General features: G+C 71.3%; 15 protein-coding genes. 10 read left to right on the top strand and 5 right to left on the bottom strand.

What is annotated here, in order from left to right:
- The first annotated feature begins 73 nt into the window (after positions 1-73).
- From AQJ67_RS28210 to AQJ67_RS28200, 3 genes are all read left to right on the top strand, one after another.
- A complete protein-coding gene (locus tag AQJ67_RS28210) occupies positions 74-958 on the top strand; it encodes a COG1470 family protein (RefSeq protein WP_062722128.1) in 885 nt (294 codons plus the stop codon).
- Positions 955-2064, top strand: coding sequence for a hypothetical protein (locus AQJ67_RS28205; RefSeq protein ID WP_244190619.1), 1110 nt, complete (start codon positions 955-957; stop codon positions 2062-2064). The genes AQJ67_RS28210 and AQJ67_RS28205 overlap by 4 nt, the downstream gene beginning before the upstream one ends.
- A 62-nt stretch (positions 2065-2126) precedes the next feature.
- Complete coding sequence (locus tag AQJ67_RS28200) at positions 2127-3452, top strand: hypothetical protein (RefSeq protein WP_062722127.1); 1326 nt, start codon at positions 2127-2129, stop codon at positions 3450-3452.
- Positions 3453-3529: 77 nt separating this feature from the next.
- Here the strand turns inward: AQJ67_RS28200 and AQJ67_RS28195 are convergent, their stop codons facing one another.
- On the bottom strand, positions 3530-5026 hold the full coding sequence (locus AQJ67_RS28195) for an oligopeptide:H+ symporter (protein WP_062722126.1): 1497 nt from the start codon (positions 5024-5026) through the stop codon (positions 3530-3532).
- Between the two features lie 487 nt (positions 5027-5513).
- On the opposite strand from AQJ67_RS28195, the gene AQJ67_RS28190 reads away from it, so the two are divergent.
- On the top strand, positions 5514-6194 hold the full coding sequence (locus AQJ67_RS28190) for a response regulator transcription factor (protein ID WP_062722436.1): 681 nt from the start codon (positions 5514-5516) through the stop codon (positions 6192-6194).
- A gap of 59 nt (positions 6195-6253) precedes the next feature.
- The gene (locus AQJ67_RS28185) at positions 6254-7525 is read left to right on the top strand and encodes an ATP-binding protein (protein ID WP_062722125.1); all 1272 of its coding nucleotides are present in this window, start codon (positions 6254-6256) and stop codon (positions 7523-7525) included.
- A gap of 633 nt (positions 7526-8158) precedes the next feature.
- On the opposite strand, the gene AQJ67_RS28180 is transcribed toward AQJ67_RS28185, so the two are convergent.
- Complete coding sequence (locus AQJ67_RS28180) at positions 8159-8716, bottom strand: GtrA family protein (protein WP_062722124.1); 558 nt, start codon at positions 8714-8716, stop codon at positions 8159-8161.
- A 176-nt stretch (positions 8717-8892) separates the two neighbouring features.
- Here AQJ67_RS28180 and AQJ67_RS28175 point away from each other — a divergent pair, with 176 nt between their 5' ends.
- From AQJ67_RS28175 to AQJ67_RS28160, 4 genes are all read left to right on the top strand, one after another.
- Positions 8893-10053: a 5-(carboxyamino)imidazole ribonucleotide synthase gene (locus AQJ67_RS28175; RefSeq protein WP_079056230.1), complete on the top strand. Its 1161-nt coding sequence runs from the start codon at positions 8893-8895 to the stop codon at positions 10051-10053.
- Positions 10050-10589 (top strand): 5-(carboxyamino)imidazole ribonucleotide mutase, encoded by a 540-nt coding sequence (gene purE / locus AQJ67_RS28170; RefSeq protein ID WP_208615056.1) that lies wholly within the window; start codon positions 10050-10052, stop codon positions 10587-10589. Before AQJ67_RS28175 ends, purE begins: the two co-directional genes overlap by 4 nt.
- A gap of 5 nt (positions 10590-10594) precedes the next feature.
- Positions 10595-11785 (top strand): dipeptidase, encoded by a 1191-nt coding sequence (locus AQJ67_RS28165; protein ID WP_062722123.1) that lies wholly within the window; start codon positions 10595-10597, stop codon positions 11783-11785.
- A 205-nt stretch (positions 11786-11990) separates the two neighbouring features.
- Positions 11991-13118 carry a dipeptidase gene (locus tag AQJ67_RS28160; RefSeq protein ID WP_062722122.1) on the top strand — a complete coding sequence of 376 codons (1128 nt, stop codon included), beginning with the start codon at positions 11991-11993 and terminating at the stop codon, positions 13116-13118.
- A gap of 16 nt (positions 13119-13134) precedes the next feature.
- Here AQJ67_RS28160 and AQJ67_RS28155 read toward each other — a convergent pair whose 3' ends face one another.
- Together AQJ67_RS28155 and AQJ67_RS28150 are read right to left on the bottom strand one after the other, a co-directional pair.
- Entirely contained in the window at positions 13135-13515 is a 381-nt protein-coding gene (locus AQJ67_RS28155) for a VOC family protein (RefSeq protein WP_062722121.1), read from the bottom strand.
- A gap of 72 nt (positions 13516-13587) precedes the next feature.
- Positions 13588-13947, bottom strand: a complete 360-nt coding sequence (locus AQJ67_RS28150; RefSeq protein ID WP_062722120.1) for a VOC family protein — start codon at positions 13945-13947, stop codon at positions 13588-13590.
- A gap of 123 nt (positions 13948-14070) precedes the next feature.
- Here AQJ67_RS28150 and AQJ67_RS28145 point away from each other — a divergent pair, with 123 nt between their 5' ends.
- Complete coding sequence (locus tag AQJ67_RS28145; RefSeq protein WP_062722119.1) at positions 14071-14571, top strand: CGNR zinc finger domain-containing protein; 501 nt, start codon at positions 14071-14073, stop codon at positions 14569-14571.
- Between the two features lie 202 nt (positions 14572-14773).
- Here AQJ67_RS28145 and AQJ67_RS28140 read toward each other — a convergent pair whose 3' ends face one another.
- The gene (locus AQJ67_RS28140) at positions 14774-16117 is read right to left on the bottom strand and encodes a UDP-glucose dehydrogenase family protein (RefSeq protein ID WP_062722118.1); all 1344 of its coding nucleotides are present in this window, start codon (positions 16115-16117) and stop codon (positions 14774-14776) included.
- Between the last annotated feature and the right edge of the window lie 27 nt (positions 16118-16144).

Genomic DNA, 16144 nt, shown 5'->3' with positions numbered 1-16144 from the left:
AGGATCCCGCCCGCCGCCCGCCACCGCCCCTCAACGAGGCGCTTCGCGCCGCACCTCCTTGACGGAGCCGCCGATGTCGTCAGCCGTCCGTGTCCTGGCCCTGTCCCTTCTCCTGCTGTCGACGGCCGCCCCCACGGCGACCGCCACCGAGGCCTGGTCCGTCGCGCCCTCCGGCGGCGGCCGCCCGTCCTTCTACGCCGAGGGCGCGCCCGGGACGGTCCTGGAGGACACGGTGTCCGTCACGAACCGGGGCGGCGCGCCGGTCACCGTACGGCTGCACGGCACCGGCGTCCCGATCGCCTTCGCCGAGAGCCGGGTACGCGTCCCGGCCCGCACCCGCGCCGAGGTCCCCTTCACGGTGACCGTCGGGGCCGGTGCGGGCCCGGGTGACCGCTCCGGTGAGATCGTCGTCCGCGACCCGGCCGGCCACTCCGCGGCGGTCCCGCTCCGCCTCCGCGTCACGGGCCCCGAGCTCTCCGCGCTCACCGTCGAAAACGTGACCGTACGCGGCGACGGCATCGCATACGAGCTGGTCAACCGAGGTACGACCCCCCTCACCCCCCGGCTGGCCGTCCGCGTCGACGGCGCCCTCGGCCGACGTCTCCTCGACCGCGCCCCGCGCACCCTCCCTGTCGACCTGCCCCCGGGCGGCCGTACGAGGCTCACCGAGCCGTGGCCCGACCGGCCCGCGCTCGATGCCGTAGACGTGCGACTGACGGTGACGGCGTCGGGCGGGGCCCGCGACACGGCGAAGGTGTCGGCGCGGTTCGTGCCGTGGGGCGGGCTGGCCGGGCTGGCGGGGGTGGTGGGAGGCGCGGTGGCGGCGGTGGGTGTCTTCGTCGCCGTACGCCGCCGCAGGGGCCGTAGCAAGGCGTACGAGGAGGCCGAAGGCGGCGGGTCACCGGGGCCGCCCGAACGCCCTTGCACACAGCCCGAGTTGACGGGAGTACGGACGTGAACGGCGGGGGCGGCGGGGTGCGGGTTCCGGCGTCGGTGGCGGCGCTGGTGGCCGTGCTGGCGCTGCTGTTGCCGACGCAGGGCGCCGGGAGCGCGGCGGCCGCGGAGGGCGCGCCCGGCGTGAAGCTCTCCAAGTCCCAGGCGGGGACGGGCGGTTCGGTCACCGTGACCGGGAGCGGCTGGCGGGCGCGGGCGCTGCTGATGATCCTGATCTGCGGCCGGTCCGTGCCGTCGACCGGTGTGACCGGTGGCACCAACTCCTGTGCCAACGCGGACGGCAGGGCCGTGACGACGGACGCCGAGGGCCGTTTCAGCCGGAAGCTGCCGGTGGCCGAGCCGCCCGTGCCGTGCCCGTGCGTGGTGCACGTGGCGACGGTGACCGGGGCGAAGGCCGAGGCCGACGCGATCTTCCAGGTGGCCGGGCACGCGGTCGAGCCGCTGCCCGCGGAGCCGGCCGGCGGGCGCCTGTCGGTCCTCACGGACACCCGGCTGGACGGCTCCGGTGGACTGCTCACCTGGTTCGGCGCCCCGCCGGCACGCACGCTGGCGTTCACGGTCGGCAACGTCGGCACCTCACCCGTGCGGGACCCGGTCTTCCAGGTCGGCACCTCCCACGGCGTGTTCGCGCCGCAGTGGGAGGAACAGCAGTGGCGCGGCACGGTCCAGCCGGGCCGGAAGGCACGGATCGAACTGCCGCTGGAGCTCGCGGCCGGGGCGCACGGCGACTACACCGTCTCGCTGAAGTACGGCGGCAAGGTGATGGCCGAACAGCGCTGGGGCGTGGGCCGGCCCTGGGGCGTGACGCTCTTCTGGATCCTGGTCTGTCTGGTCGTCCCGGCGGCCGTGTTCCGCGTCGGAATGGCGGTCGTGGACCGCGTACGCCCACGGCAGACCACCCGGCGCCGCGGACTCCGCCTTCCCGGACCGGCCCTGCGCATACCGGGGTTGAAGCCCCGCACGCAGGCGAGACACGCCCTCGCCTCCCCTCCCTCGACCCTGCCGTGGTTCACCCCGGACAACGACCCGGGCACCACCGGTCGGCTCTCCGCACCGTACGACGACAGTTCGCCGAGTCCTACGACCCCCACCAGGAAGGGACCCCCGTGAGCAAGCCAAGGAGAGTCACACCGGTACGTCCTCGGAGAGCGACCGCGGCGGGCGCCGCCCTGATGCTCGGCGGCGCGGGCGTGCTGCTCGGCGTGGCCGCGGCGCCCGCGCAGGCGGCCGAGGTGGCGTACGCGACCGAGTGCATCCCGCCCGCGATCTCCGGGCTGCCGCCGGTCCAGGGCACCACCAAGGTGGAGATCACCGCGCCCGCCGAGGCGAAGGTCGGCGACGAGGTGGAGATCGTCTGGAAGTTCGTGCAGGCGGCGTCCAAGAACCCGAACATCCTCGACCTGGCGGCCAACACCGTCCAGCCGACGGGAACCCTGAAGGCGGCCGGCGCGCAGACGGCCGCCGTCGCCATGCAGGGTCCACGGGAGAACCCGCCCATCCCGAAGAACACCGACATGAAGCTGTCCGACATGAAGGGCAAGCTCAAACTGACGGCACCGGGCGAGGTGTCGCTGACCCCGGACGCGTACAACATCAACGTCAACAAGCCGATCTCCACCGACACCAAGTGCGCGCCGAAGGAGACGGTGAAGCCGGCGGCCACGATCAAGGTGACGGACGGGAGCGGGGGTTCGGGCGGCACCACGGGAGGTCAGCCGACGGTCGTTCCGACGCTGCCGACGGGCCTGCCGACCGATCTGCCGACGGGGTCGTCGAGCCCGACCCCCACGCCGAGTGAGACCGAGACGGGCGGGGACGACGGCGGGACGAGCACCGGAGGCGGGGACGGCGGGCAGACCGACTTCACAGGCAAGGAGGTCCAGGTCCCCTACGAGTGCAAGACGCCGATCGGCGACAAGGAGGCGACCTCGCCGGTCCAGATCGACGCCAAGCGGAACGGCGGGAGCTTCGACCTGACGGTCCAGTTCAAGAAGTCGGTGATGGACAGCCCCGCCGACATCCCCAAGGACTCCGTCAAGCCGTCGATGGAGGTCGCCCTGGGCGGCGCCGACAAGGGCACCGTCCACGTCGAGGGCCCGACCAACTCCGAGCCCATCAAGTCGGGCGACCCGATCGAGATCCCCGACCTCACGGGCACCTACAAGCCGGGCGCGAGCGGCGAGTCCACGCTCTCCCCGGGCGTCCTCACGATCGAGGCCCTGGGCACGACGACGACCTGCACCCCGGCCAAGTCGGAGGTCTCCCTGACCCTGGACACGACCGAGCAGGCGAGCGGCGCGTCCGGCGGCGGCTCGACCGGCGGTTCGACCGGCGGTTCGGCGGGCGGCTCCGCGGGCGGTTCGTCGACCGACGGCGGCCTGGCGGCCACGGGAGCGGAGGACCAGGGCTCCCTGAAGGCCCTGGGCCTGGTGGCGGGAACGGCACTGCTGCTGGGCGGCGCGGTGTTCACGTTCATGCCCAGGCGGGGACTGCGCTGACCTGCGGCCCCACAACGCCGGAGGGCCACCGCGCGCCGTGACGCGGTGGCCCTCCGTACAAGCCCGTTGAGCGGACGTCAGTTGACGCTGCCCATGAGCTCCTTGACCTTCTTGCGGTACATCCACACCGCGAAACCGGCGACCACGGCGAGCACGGCCTGCAAGGCGACGATGCCCGTCTTGTTCAGGTCGACACCGGCGATGGAGAGCAGACCGGTGGTGGCGTCACCCGCGGTGACGGCCAGGAACCAGACACCCATCATCTGGGAGGCGTACTTGGCGGGGGCCATCTTCGTGGTGACCGAGAGGCCGACCGGGGACACCATCAGCTCACCGACGGTCTGGACGAAGTAGACGCCCGCCAGCCACAGCGCGGCCGCCTTGTGACCGCCCTCGGCGATCGACAGCGGGGCCAGGAAGAGGAAGAAGGACGCGCCGACCAGGAGCAGGCCCATCGCGAACTTCGTCGCGGTGCTCGGCTCCTTGCCGCGCCGGGCCAGCGCCAGCCACGCCCAGGCGAAGACCGGCGCCAGTGCCATGATCATGACCGGGTTGACCGACTGGTACCAGGAGACCGGGAACTCCCAGCCGAAGACGGAGTTGTCCGCGGAGGACTCGGCGAACAGCGACACCGTCGAGCCGCCCTGGTCGTAGATCATCCAGAACACGGCGGCGGCGACGAAGAACCAGATGTACGCCGTCAGCTTCGACTGCTCGCCGCGGTCCAGCTCCTTGTCCCGCTTCATACGGCCGATGACCATGACGGGGATGACCAGGCCGGCGATGGTGATCGGGACCAGCAGCCAGTTCAGCGTGTAGACGCCGGAGAAGCCGACGATGGCGTAGAACACGATCGCCACGGCCGCCCAGAAGCCCGCCTTGCGCAGCGTCGCCGCCTTCTGCTCGGCGGTCAGCGGGGTCGGGACGACGTCCGAACGCGAGCTCAGATGACGGCTGCCGAGCAGGAACTGGGCCAGACCCAGCGCCATGCCCAGCGCGGCGAGCGCGAAGCCCAGGTGCCAGCTGACGTTCTCGCCGATGGTGCCGATGACCAGCGGGGCGGCGAAGGCGCCGAGGTTGATGCCGATGTAGAAGATCGTGAAGCCACCGTCGCGGCGCGGGTCCTGCGGGCCGTTGTAGAGGTGGCCGACCATCGTCGAGATGTTGGCCTTCAGCAGACCGGAACCGATCGCGACCAGGCCGAGACCGGCGAAGAAGCTGCCGGACCAGGGCAGGGCCAGGGTCAGATGGCCGAGCATGATGACCGCACCGGCCACGGCCACCGTCTTGCGCGGGCCGAGAACCCGGTCCGCGAACCAGCCGCCCGGCAGGGTGAGCAGGTAGACGAGCGAGACGTACACCGAGTAGATCGCGGTCGCCGTCGCCGCGTTCAGGTGCAGGCCGCCCGGAGCGACCAGGTACAGCGGGAGCAGAGCCCTCATGCCGTAGTAGGAGAAACGCTCCCACATCTCGGTCATGAAGAGGGTGGCCAGTCCGCGGGGGTGGCCGAAGAAGGTCTTCTCGATGCCGGGGGTGCCCGGGGCTGCCGAGTCCTTCGTCAGGCTGGACGCCATGGTCGATCCTTGCTGGTCGGGACGCGCATCGACGCAGAACGGTCGCGCGCCCTGTGGGGGGCGGCCGGCACCGGCGGCTACGGCCGCCCGCCCCACGCCCGAGGGGAGTCCGCTTCGGATCGCGAAGCGGAGGACGGCGACCGCCGGGATCCACGCCCCCGCCTTCGGGGGCCCGGCCACAGGTCGTTCGGTTTCAGTCCGCACATAAAAGAGACCCTCAGCGTCAAGTGCCGCCGAAGGCCGCCGCAGTGCTACAGGCGTAGATTCACCATACGTCACGACAGTGCCGGATATGGAAGGACTTGAGACAGGCATCACAGGTGTCGACGGAACCGCGGGCACCCTTTCCAAGGTCGATTCCAGAATCGCACTTCGTGGCATAGGTCTGTACCACAGCGCCCAAGGGTAAGAGACTCGCCAAAGGCGAGTAAGAATCAAGGTGCCGATCGCACCCCAGCTCCTGTCGCGGGCGGACTACCATCAGCTCATGACCCGTGTACTGCTCGCCGAGGACGACGCGTCCATTTCGGAGCCGCTGGCCCGCGCACTGCGCCGGGAAGGGTACGAGGTCGAGGTGCGGGAGGACGGCCCCTCCGCACTCGACGCCGGAAATCAGGGCGGGATCGACCTGGTCGTACTGGACCTCGGTCTGCCCGGGATGGACGGCCTTGAGGTCGCCCGTCGACTGCGCGCCGAGGGCCACACCGCCGTGCCGATCCTCATCCTGACCGCGCGTGCCGACGAGGTGGACACCGTGGTCGGCCTGGACGCGGGCGCCGACGACTACGTGACCAAGCCGTTCCGGCTCGCCGAGCTGCTGGCCCGGGTCCGGGCCCTGCTGCGGCGCGGTGCCGCCGAGCCCCAGCAGCCGCCGGCCACCCACGGCGTCCGTATCGACGTCGAGTCGCACCGGGCGTGGATGGGCGACGAGGAACTCCAGCTCACGGCAAAGGAGTTCGACCTGCTGCGGGTGCTCGTGCGCGACGCGGGGCGGGTCGTCACCCGGGACCAGCTGATGCGCGAGGTCTGGGACACGACGTGGTGGTCGTCGACCAAGACGCTCGACATGCATATCTCCTGGCTGCGTAAGAAGTTGGGCGACGACGCGGCCAACCCTCGCTACATCGCGACGGTGCGGGGCGTCGGCTTCCGCTTCGAGAAGAGCTGACGGGCCGTCGGGCATCGGGCCCGTCCCGCCACGTGAGCCGTACAGACAGATAACAGGACATGCGCCGCCGACTGATCCAGTCCACCCTCGCCGTAGTTCTCGTCGTGATCGCCGTCTTCGGCGTGTCCCTCGTCATTGTCGAGACGCGGACGATCACCAGCACCGCCCAGGAGCGGGTGGACACCGAGGCGGTGCGGCTGGCCAGCATCGTGGACACCCGGCTCCTCGGGGACCAGACCGTGAACGCCTCGGCGTTGCGCGACCAGATCCAGGGGGATCGTTACGCCGAGATCCGCATCCCGGGCAAGCCCGTGATCGAGGTCGGCACCAAGCCCACCGGGGACGTCATCAGCGCCCACGAGACGGGCGAGGAGGGCGAGACGGTCACCGTGCAGGAGCCGCGCTCGTCGGTGACGCGCGAGGTCGGCCGTACGTTGCTGATCATCGGGGCGGTGGCGTTGCTGGCGGTGATCGCGGCGGTGCTGCTGGCGGTGCGCCAGGCCAACCGGCTCGCCTCCCCGCTCACCGACCTCGCGGAGACGGCGGAGCGCCTCGGCTCGGGCGACCCACGGCCCCGCCACAAGCGGTACGGCGTCCATGAGCTGGACCGCGTGGCCGACGTCCTCGACTCCTCCGCCGAGCGCATCGCCCGCATGCTCACGGCGGAACGCCGGCTGGCCGCGGACGCCTCCCACCAGCTCCGGACCCCGCTCACTGCGCTCTCCATGCGGCTGGAGGAGATCACCCTCACCGACGATCCCGACACGGTGAAGGAGGAGGCGACGATCGCCCTGACCCAGGTGGAACGCCTCACGGACGTGGTCGAACGCCTCCTCACCAACTCCCGCGACCCCCGCAACGGCTCCGCCGTCACCTTCGACCTCGACGAGGTCATCCAGCAGCAGCTGGCCGAGTGGCGTCCCGCCTACCGCAGCGTCGGCCGTGCGATCGTCAGCTCGGGCAAGCGTCATCTGGAGGCGGTCGGTACGCCGGGCGCGGTCGCCCAGGTTCTCGCCGCGCTGATCGAGAACTCCCTCATGCACGGCGGCGGCACGGTGGCCCTGCGTACCCGTGTCACCGGCAACCAAGCGGTCATCGAGGTCACGGACGAGGGGCCCGGCATCCCCGCCGACCTCGGGGCCCGCATCTTCGAGCGTGCCATCAGTGGCCGCAACTCCACCGGCATCGGTCTCGCGGTCGCCCGCGACCTCGCCGAAGCGGACGGCGGCCGCCTGGAAATGCTCCAGACCAACCCCCCGGTCCTGGCCCTCTTCCTCTCCCGCACCCCACCACCGAAGCCGAGCCAGGACTCGGGGCTGACGGTGCGGTAACAGGGCGAAGACCCACGGTTCTCGCCCCCGCCGCCCCTACCCATCCCATCCCTGGGGGCTCCGCCCCCAGCCCCCCGCTGTCGGCCCTCCGGGCCTCGTCCTCAAACGCCGGACGGGCTAAAAAACCTCGCCCCCTGCGGGTGGGTGGGGGCTAGGGACGGCAAAGACTCGTCCTCAAACGCCGGACGGGCTGAAAATGCCGGGGCCGGCGGGACTCGTTCTCAAACGCCGGGCGGGCTGAAAATGCCTGGGCCGGCGGGCACTCGTTCTCAAACGCCGGAGGGGCTGAAAGGCCTCGCCCTTGGCGGGTGGGTGGGGGCTAGGGACGGCAAAGACTCGTCTTCCAACGCGGACGGGCTGAAAATGCCTGGGCCGGCGGGCCTCGTCCTCAAACGCCGGACGGGCTGAAAGATCCAGCCCCGGCCCGGCACATCCAGCCTCTCCGGCGTTTGAGGAGCGGGGTCTGGGGGGCGGAGCCCCAGAAGGGGCGCGGGGCTGTGTCGATTTGCGGCTCCGTCGCGTGGGCGCTACCAGCCCCCGCCGGGCTGCACCCGAAGGTCGACCCCGGGGTCGAAGGGGCGGAGCCCCTGGGGATGGGGCGGGTAGGGGCGGCGGGGGCGAGGAAAGGGTGGGTCAGCCCACGCGCTGGCGGACGCGGGCCTTCTCAGCCCGCTGCCCGGGCTCCAGGAACGATTCCGCGCCCGCCGCAGGCTCCTCCGCGGGCAACGCCCGGAACACCCACGTCCGGTACGACCAGAACCGGAACAGCGTCGCCACACCGATACCGAGGAACTTGAAGACGTTGCTCTGCAGCGGGCTGTCCCAGCCGAAACCGTACGTCGCCGCGTACAGCACACCGTTCTCGATGACCAGACCGACCACGCTGAACACCAGGAACAGACCCAGTTCCTTGGTACGCCGGCTCTTGTCCCGGTCCCGGTACGTGAAGTACCGGAACCCGAGGTAGTTGAAGATGATCGCGACGACGGTGGCGATGACACTCGCGCGCACCACCTGGAGATCGGTCACATGCCGCACCAGGTTGAACACGAGGAGATTGACCAGAAGCCCCGCTCCACCCACCGCGCCGAACTTGGCAACCTCACGCACCAGCCGGTCGAAGCGCTGCCGTACGGCACTACGAGGCACCGCAGGAGGCGCCGATTGAAGCCCCGAGGAACCACGTCCCATGGTCGTGAAGGCTCCTGTCGGTCGATTTGTCGGTCGGTTTCCGTCAACTCAGCCATGCTAACCACCCCCCTGGTCGATTGCCTGTGGACGAGCTCATAGGTCGGGACATAGGACGGGAAGAGGCCCGAAAAAGTCCGGTAAGAGGGTCGCCCCGGAGCGGCCGATACCCTAGGGGCGTGACGTTCCCGGTAGTCGGCATGGTCGGCGGGGGCCAACTCGCTCGTATGACACACGAGGCGGGCATCCCGTTGGGCATCAGGTTCAAGCTTCTCAGTGACACCCCTCAGGATTCCGCGGCGCAGGTCGTCAGCGATGTCGTCATCGGCGACTATCGCGACCTCGACACGCTCCGCGAGTTCGCGAGGGGCTGCGACGTGATCACCTTCGATCACGAACACGTACCCACCGAGCACCTCAGGGCTCTGGAGGCGGACGGCATCCCCGTGCGCCCCGGCCCCGACGCGCTCGTGCACGCCCAGGACAAGGGCGTGATGCGAGCGAGACTCGACGCGATCGGCGTGCCGTGTCCACGGCACCGCATCGTGACCGATCCACAGGACGTGGCCGCCTTCGCGGCCGAGGGCCTGTCCGAGGGCGCCGAGGGCGGCGGCTTCCCGGTCGTCCTCAAGACCGTCCGCGGCGGTTACGACGGCAAGGGCGTGTGGGTCGTCGACTCGCCCGAGGAGGCCGAGGACCCGTTCCGCGCCGGCGTCCCGGTCCTCGCCGAGGAGAAGGTCGACTACGTCCGCGAACTCGCGGCGAACGTCGTCCGCTCCCCGCACGGCCAGGCGGTCGCCTACCCCGTGGTCGAGTCCCAGCAGGTCAACGGGGTCTGTGACACGGTCATCGCGCCCGCCCCCGACCTCGACGAGACCCTCGCGCTCAAGGCCGAGGAGCTCGCCCTGACGATCGCCAAGGAACTGGACGTCGTCGGCCACCTCGCCGTCGAGCTCTTCCAGACCCGCGACGGCCGCATCCTCGTCAACGAGCTGGCGATGCGCCCGCACAACTCGGGGCACTGGACCCAGGACGGCGCGATCACGTCCCAGTTCGCCAACCACGTGCGGGCCGTCCTCGACCTCCCGCTCGGCGACCCGCGCCCGCGGGCCAAGTGGACGGTCATGGTCAACGTCCTCGGCGGCGACTACCCGGACATGTACTCCGCGTATCTGCACTGCATGGCCCGCGACCCCCAGCTGAAGATCCACATGTACGGCAAGGACGTGAAGCCGGGCCGCAAGGTCGGGCACGTCAACACCTACGGCGACGACCTGGACGACGTGCTGGAGCGCGCACGTCACGCAGCCGGCTACCTGAAGGGCACGATCACCGAATGAGCACCGCTGCCGGCCCCCTCGTGGGCATCGTCATGGGGTCGGACTCCGACTGGCCCGTCATGGAGGCCGCCGCGCAGGCCCTCGACGAGTTCGAGATCGCGTACGAGGTCGACGTCGTCTCCGCGCACCGGATGCCGCGCGAGATGGTCACGTACGGCGAGCAGGCGGCCGAGCGGGGCCTGAAGGTGATCATCGCCGGGGCCGGCGGCGCCGCCCACCTCCCCGGCATGCTGGCCTCGGTGACGCCGCTGCCGGTCATCGGCGTCCCGGTCCCGCTGAAGTACCTCGACGGCATGGACTCGCTGCTCTCCATCGTGCAGATGCCGGCCGGCGTCCCCGTCGCCACGGTCTCCGTCGCCGGCGCGCGCAACGCGGGCCTGCTCGCCGCCCGTATCCTCGCCGCCCACGACGAGGACCTGCTCCAGCGGATGCGCGAGTTCCAGCAGGAGCTCAACGACCAGGCCACCGAGAAGGGCAAGCGCCTGCGCGCCAAGGTCGAGGGCGCGAGCGGTTTCGGCTTCGGCTCGGGGAAGTGACGACGATGACCTCCGCCTCGTGGGAGGCAGCCCGGGAACTCCTGCGCGAGTTCCCGGTCGTCGACGGCCACAACGACCTCCCGTGGGCCCTGCGCGAACAGGTCCGCTACGACCTCGACGCCCGCGACATCGCCACCCACCAGGGCGCCCACCTGCACACCGACCTCCCGCGGCTGCGCGAGGGCGGCGTGGGGGCGCAGTACTGGTCGGTGTACGTCCGCTCGGACTACGCCGGCGACAAGGCGGTCAGCGCGACCCTCGAACAGATCGACTGCGTACGGCAGCTGCTGGCCCGCTACCCGGCCGACCTGCGCCCGGCGCTGACGGCGGCGGACATGCAGGCGGCGCGCGCGGAGGGCCGTATCGCCTCCCTGATCGGCGCGGAGGGCGGCCACTCCATCGCCGACTCGCTGGCGACGCTGCGGTCGTTGTACGTGCTCGGGGTCCGCTACCTGACCCTGACCCACAACGACAACATCGCGTGGGCCGACTCGGCGACGGACGAGCCCGGCGTGGGCGGCCTGTCGGCCTTCGGTCGTGAGGTCGTGCGGGAGATGAACCGCGAGGGCATGCTGGTCGACCTCTCGCACGTGGCGGCCACGACGATGCGCGACGCGCTGGACGCCACGTCGGCCCCGGTGATCTTCTCCCACTCCTCCTCCCGCGCGGTCTGCGACCACCCGCGCAACATCCCCGACGACGTCCTGGAACGCCTCCCGGGCAACGGCGGCGTCGCGATGGTGACGTTCGTGCCGAAGTTCGTGCTCCAGGTTGCCGTCGACTGGACGGCCGAGGCCGACGCGAACATGCGCGCGCACGGCTTCCACCACCTCGACACCACCGCCGAGGCGATGAAGGTGCACCGCGCCTTCGAGGAGTCCAACCCGCGCCCGGTCGCCACGGTCTCCACGGTCGCCGACCACCTGGACCACATGCGGGAGGTCGCCGGCATCGACCACCTCGGCATCGGCGGCGACTACGACGGCACCGCCTTCACCCCGGACGGTCTGAACGACGTCTCCGGCTACCCGAACCTGATCGCCGAACTGCTGGACCGCGGCTGGTCGAAACCCGACCTGGCCAAGCTGACCTGGCAGAACGCGGTACGGGTGCTGGGCGCGGCGGAGGACGTGGCCCGTGAGCTCCGGGCCACGCGAGGGCCGTCCAACGCGACCATCGAGGAACTGGACGGCTGAGCCCGGCCTTTGGTGGCACCGGCGCCCGTGGGTGCGGGCGCGTGGATCGAGCGCTGATCCACGCGCGCGTACCCCCACGCGCACCGTTCCACGCGGGTCGCCGCCCCGTACCCCCGAACGCACCACCCACCGGGTGACCCCACCCGGTCCGTGCGACGGTGAACCGTACTGCTGATCAGGACGCCGATCACGTACGGAGACCGCCATGGCAGACCTCAAGTACGAACTGGACCCCAGCCCCGAGGTCGGCGCACTCGATGACCTGCCCGGCCCGCCCGCCGGGAAGGCGTCCCCGTCCGGCGGCGACTCCGCTGAGGGCCCCGACACCGGTCTCCTCGACCGCGCCCACGCCCTGCTCGCCGAGCACCCCGTGGCCGACGGCTACAGCGGACTGCCGTGGGCGCTGCGCCATCTGCCCTGGTTCGATCTGGAGCTCGGCGAGAGCGCCGTCGACACCGATGTGCCCCGGATGCGAGAGGGCCATGTCGCCGCGCTGTTCTGGGCGCTGCACCTGCCCGAAGGGCTGGCCGGCGACCAGGCCGTCGGTGCCACGCTCGACCAGCTGGACCTGGTGAAGACCGTCGTACGGGCCCATCCCGAGGGCCTGCGCCTGGCCTGTACGCCCGGGCCGATCACCGATGTCCAGCACTGTGGCCGGATCGCCGTCCTGCCCGGACCGGCCGGGGCCGACGCGATAGGCGACTCGCTGGGCATCCTGCGGTCCCTGCACGGGCTCGGGCTGCGCTCCCTCACGCTGTCCGGGGTGTCCTGGGCGAGCGAGGCGGGGCTGACCCGGTTCGGCGAGGAGGTGCTGCGCGAGATGAACCGGCTCGGTGTGCTGGCCGACCTCTCGGGCGCTTCCGAGGACACCGTCCGCCGGGCGTGCGCGGTCTCCAAGGCGCCCGTCCTGTGCGCCCGCTCCGCAGCCCGCGCCCTGCGCCCGCACCCGGCCAACCTCCCCGACGAACTGCTCGCCGAGCTGGGCGCCGTGGGCGGCCTGTGCATGGTGCCGCTCACCGCCGAGCAGACCGGCCCGTCCGTCCGGGACGTCGCCGACCACCTCGACCACGTCCGTGAGGTCGCCGGCCCCGAGTCCGTCGGCCTGTCCGGCACCTACGACGCCGGGACCGCCCACCCGCAGGACCTCGCCGACGCCTCCTGCTACCCGCACCTCGTCGCCGAACTGCTCCGCAGAGGCTGGTCCGAGACCGGCATCGCGCTGTTGACCTGGGGAAACGTCCAGCGCGTCCTGCGCGAGGCCGACTTCACGGCCCGGGAGGCACAGCGGCGCCGGGAGCCGTCGACGATGAAGATCTCCGAGCTGGACGGGTAGCGGGCCGCGTTCACGGCTACTCGATCCGGCAGAGGCAGAACGGATGCCCCGCCGGGTCGGCGTAGACCCGGAAGTCGTCCTTGTCCTCCGCGTGCAGCAACCGCGCCCCCAGCCCCAGCACCTTCTCCTGGGCGGCCTCGACCTCCTCCCAGGTGGCCCCGGCGTCGAAGTCGAGATGGAACTGCTGGGAGTTGCGATCGGCCCGCGGCCACTCCGGCGGGGTGAGGCCGGGCGTCGGCTGGAAGGCGAGCCGTGGCCCGCCGGGGAGCCGGAGGACGACCCAGTCGGGGTCGTCGTCCTCGGGTGTGCCGCCGCCGACGCCGGCGTAGAAGCGGGCGAGGGCGCGCGGGTCGGGGCAGTCGATGACGACGGAACGCAGACGAGCCGCTGGAGCCATGGGTTCCTCCCGGGATCAGGGATCAGGGATCAGCGATCTGGAATCAGGGCGCGATCGGCAGGTGCGGTCGGATCAGCAGGCGCACAGGCAGAACGGGTGCCCTGCCGGGTCCGCGTAAACCCGGAAGGTCCGCGAACGGTCCTCGGTGTCCAGCGGCTTCGCCCCCAGCGCCAGCACCTCCTTCTCGGCCGTGTCCAGGTCCTCGACCGTCACGTCCAGATGGAACTGCTGCGAGTGCTCGGGCGCGGGCCACCGCGGCGGTACGTGACCGGGGGCGGCCTGGAACGCCAGCGTCGGGCCGCCGGGCACCTTCAGGTCCAGCCAGTCCCCCTCTCCCTCGACGCTGCCGCCGAGCACGCGCGCGTAGAAGGCCGCGAGGGCGCGCGGGTCGGGACAGTCCAGGACGACGGCGCCCAGTGAAGCGATGGCCATGACTTCCTCCTTGAAGTCTTGGTTACCTGTTCTCTTCCTCAACAGGTAACGCGGTTACCTCATGCTCCCGTATTGGCGGTAACCTCGCAAGGGGATTCGGGCATGGAGGGATAGCGTTCGAGCATGAGTGAGAGATCGCCCGCGCCCGGGGGCCTGGAGCTGGTCCAGTCACTGGTCAACACGCTGGACATCGAGTCGGGCGCCGACGCGCTGGACACGGCGGACGGCCGGGCGCGCTTCGGGCTGGCCGAGGAGGACGTGCCCGGCGCCCGCGAGCTGCGGGAGTCGCTGCGCGTGGCTCTGCTCGCCCACGCGGGTCATCCCCCGCACCGCACGGTGACCCCGCTCGGCGAGCTGCTGACGGCGAGCCCGCTGGTGGTGGCGGTCGACAGCGCCGACGGTTCGGCCACCCTCGCCCCGGCCCAGGAGGGCCCGCTGCTCTCCCGCGTGGCGGCCGCCCTTGCCCAGGCCCTCGTCGAGGACACCTGGACCCGGCTGAAGGCCTGCGAGGCGGTCGACTGCCACTGGGCCTACTACGACCGCAGTCCGGCGGGGCGCGGCCGCTGGTGCTCGATGCAGGTGTGCGGGGCGCGCGCGAAGATGCGGCGCTATCGCGCCAAGTAGCCCTGTGGGCCGAGCGAGTCGGCCATTTCGAAAGGTTGTTGAAGATTCACCCGGCGCCGGGCGGCCGGTGTGGGGCAGAATGCGACAAGACGCCGTTTCGGCCGACTGAGCCTCGGCCGAAACGGCGTCCTCGCGTCACTGTCCCTACCGGGCCGGACGCCGGGCCGGACGCCGGACCGGACGCCGGACCGGTCGTGCGGCCCTAGGCCGTCGGCCGCCCCATCGCCCGGTAGCTCCAGCCGGCCTTCCGCCACAGGGCCGGGTCGAGGGCGTTGCGGCCGTCCAGGATCACCCGGTCCGCCGCCACCTCGCCGAGCGCCGCCGGGTCCAGCTCGCGGAACTCCCGCCACTCCGTGAGGTGCAGGACGACGTCGGCGCCTCGCACCGCCTCGATCGCGCTGTCGGCGTAGCCGAGGGTCGGGAAGAGACGGCGGGCGTTGTCCATGCCCTTGGGGTCGTACACGGTGACCTGGCCGCCCTGGAGGTGGATCTGCCCGGCGACGTTCAGCGCGGGCGAGTCCCGTACGTCGTCCGAGTCGGGCTTGAAGGTCGCGCCGAGCACCGCGACCCGCTTGCCCAGGAAGGGCCCGCCGCCCAGCGCCTGCCGGGCGAGCTCCACCATCTGGCCACGCTGGCGCATGTTGATCGAGTCGATCTCGCGCAGGAAGGTCAGCGCCTGGTCGGCGCCCAGCTCACCGGCGCGGGCCATGAACGCGCGGATGTCCTTGGGCAGACACCCGCCGCCGAACCCGATCCCGGCGCGCAGGAACTTCTTCCCGATCCGGTCGTCGTACCCGATGGCCTCCGCCAGCTTGGCGACATCGCCGTCGGCGGCCTCGCACACCTCCGCCATCGCGTTGATGAAGGAGATCTTGGTGGCGAGGAAGGAGTTGGCGGAGGTCTTCACCAGCTCGGCGGTGGGGAAGTCCGTGACGACGAACGGGGAGCCGTCGGCGATCGGCGTCGTGTACACCTCGCGCAGCAGCTTCTCGGCCCGCTCGCTGCGCACACCGACCACGATCCGGTCCGGGTGCAGCGTGTCCTGGACGGCGAAGCCCTCGCGCAGGAACTCCGGGTTCCAGGCCAGCTCGGCGTCCTCACCGGCCGGCGCGTGCTCGGCCAGGTAGGCGGCGAGGCGGTCGGCGGAGCCGACGGGGACGGTGGACTTGCCGACGACGAGGGCGGCGTTCCTCAGATGCGGGGCGAGGGAGGCGAAGGCGGCGTCGACGTACGACATGTCACAGGCGTACTCGCCGTGCCGCTGGGGCGTGTTCACGCACACGAAGTGCACATCGCCGAACTCCCCGACCTCGGCCCAGTCCATCGTGAACCGCAGCCGCCCGGTCGACCCCTCGATCCCGGCGACGTGCTTGCGCAGCAACTCCTCAAGCCCCGGCTCGTACATCGGGACCTCGCCGCGCCGCAGCATCTCGATCTTCTCGGGCACGACATCGAGCCCCAGCACCTCGAAGCCGAGCTCGGCCATGGCCGCGGCGTGCGTCGCGCCGAGATAGCCGGTGCCGATCACGGTGATCTTGAGGGCCATGGGGACTCCAGAAAGGGGTACGGGGGA

Origin of the sequence: Streptomyces caeruleatus, from assembly GCF_001514235.1 — a bacterium.
In the GTDB taxonomy this organism is placed as follows: domain Bacteria; phylum Actinomycetota; class Actinomycetes; order Streptomycetales; family Streptomycetaceae; genus Streptomyces; species Streptomyces caeruleatus.
Note: the sequence above shows the minus strand (reverse complement) of the source record. Positions and strands in the feature narration are given on the sequence as shown.